1 protein-coding gene is annotated in these 2,064 nt (G+C 73.2%); it reads left to right on the plus strand.

Going from position 1 to position 2,064, the window contains the following annotated elements; translation table 11 throughout:
• The coding region (locus tag ACFXAM_RS38640; RefSeq protein WP_380298605.1) for a beta-ketoacyl synthase N-terminal-like domain-containing protein at window positions 1-2,064 on the plus strand (2,064 nt) is incomplete at both ends.

The following is a 2,064-nucleotide window of genomic DNA, read 5'->3' on the forward strand; positions in this document are numbered from 1 at the left end:
GCGCGGCCTGGTCCGCGCACCCGCCCGCCGCGCCGCGGCCCGTACCGCGGGCGCTGCGGGCGGCACCGGCTGGGCCGAGCGCACCGCCGCCCTGCCCGAGGCCGAACGCGCGCGGACCGCCGAGGAGTTGGTGCGCGGTGCGGTGGCCGCCGTGCTCGGGCACAGCGGCGCGGACACCGTCGACGCGGAGCGGTCCTTCAAGGACCTCGGGCTGGACTCGCTGACCGCCGTGGAACTGCGCAACCGGCTCAACACCGCGACCGGCCTGCGCCTGCCCACCACCGTCGTCTTCGACCAGCCGTCCCCGGCCGCGCTCGCCCGGCGCCTGCTCGCCGGCCTGGACGGCGCCGGGTCCGCGACCGGGCAGGCGTCCGTGGGGCGGGTGGTGGCGGTGGATGAGCCGGTGGCGATTGTGGGGATGGCGTGCCGGTATCCGGGTGGGGTGGGGTCGCCGGAGGAGTTGTGGCGGTTGGTGGTGGAGGGGCGGGATGCGATTTCGCCGTTTCCGTCGGATCGTGGGTGGGATCTGGAGGGGTTGTACCACCCGGATCCGGATCATCCGGGGACGTCGTATGCGCGGGAGGGCGGGTTCCTGCACCGGGCTGCCGATTTCGATGCGGAGTTCTTCGGGATCTCGCCGCGTGAGGCGGCGGCGATGGATCCGCAGCAGCGGTTGCTGCTGGAGTCGTCGTGGGAGGCGTTGGAGTCGGCGGGGATCGATCCGGCGGGGCTGCGCGGCAGCCGTACCGGCGTCTTCGCCGGGGTGATGTACAACGACTACGGCTCCCGGCTGCAGCGCGCCCCCGAGGGCTACGAGGGGTACCTGCTGACCGGCAACACCTCCAGTGTGATCTCCGGCCGGATCGCCTACACCTTCGGTCTGGAGGGCCCGGCGGTCACCGTGGACACGGCCTGCTCCTCCTCGCTGGTCGCGCTGCACCTGGCCGCCCAGGCCCTGCGCAGCGGTGAGGCGACCCTCGCCCTGGCCGGCGGCGTCACCGTGATGGCCCGGCCGGACACCTTCGTGGAGTTCAGTCGGCAGCGGGGGTTGTCGGCGGACGGGCGGTGCAGGTCGTTCGCGGCGGGTGCGGACGGGACGGGGTGGAGTGAGGGTGTCGGTGTGCTGGTGCTGGAGCGGTTGTCGGATGCCCGGCGGCTGGGGCATCGGGTGCTGGCGGTGGTGCGGGGGTCGGCGGTCAATCAGGACGGTGCGTCGAACGGTTTGACGGCGCCGAACGGTCCTTCGCAGGAGCGGGTGATCCGGGCGGCGTTGGCGTCGGCGGGGTTGGGTGCGGGGGATGTGGATGTGGTGGAGGCGCACGGGACGGGGACGCGGTTGGGTGATCCGATCGAGGCGCAGGCGTTGCTGGCGACGTACGGTCAGGGTCGTTCGGTGGATCGGCCGTTGTGGTTGGGGTCGTTGAAGTCGAACATCGGGCATGCGCAGGCTGCTGCGGGTGTGGGTGGTGTGATCAAGATGGTGCGGGCTCTGGCGGAGGGGGTGTTGCCGGGGTCGTTGTATGCGGAGGAGCGGTCGCCGTTGGTGGACTGGTCCTCGGGTGGGGTGGAGTTGTTGGTGGGGGCGCGGGATTGGCCGGAGGTGGGGCGTGCTCGTCGGGCGGGTGTGTCGTCGTTCGGGATCAGTGGGACGAATGCGCATGTGATTCTGGAGCAGGCGCCGGCTCCGGTGGAGCCGGAGGTGGTGACGGCGCCGGTGGTGGCGTGGCCGGTGTCGGCGCGCAGTGCGGCGGCGTTGGGTGCGCAGGCCGCACGGCTGCTCGCCTTCGCCCAGGACCGGCCGGAGCTCGACCCGGCCCGTCTCGGATTCGCGCTGGCCCGGACGCGTGGCGCACTGGACCACCGGGCCGTACTGGTCGGCTCCGGACGTTCCGACCTGCTGGACGGCCTCGCCGCGCTGGCCTCCGGCGCGGAGAGCCCGACGCTGTCGCGGGGCCGGGTCGCGGCCGGTGGCCGGACGGCGTTCGTGTTCACGGGGCAGGGGAGTCAGTGGTCGGGGATGGGGCGGGGGTTGTACGAGGCGTTCCCGGTGTTCCGGGGGGCGTT

The sequence above is a fragment of the Kitasatospora sp. NPDC059462 genome (assembly GCF_042749955.1).
Classification (GTDB): domain Bacteria; phylum Actinomycetota; class Actinomycetes; order Streptomycetales; family Streptomycetaceae; genus Kitasatospora.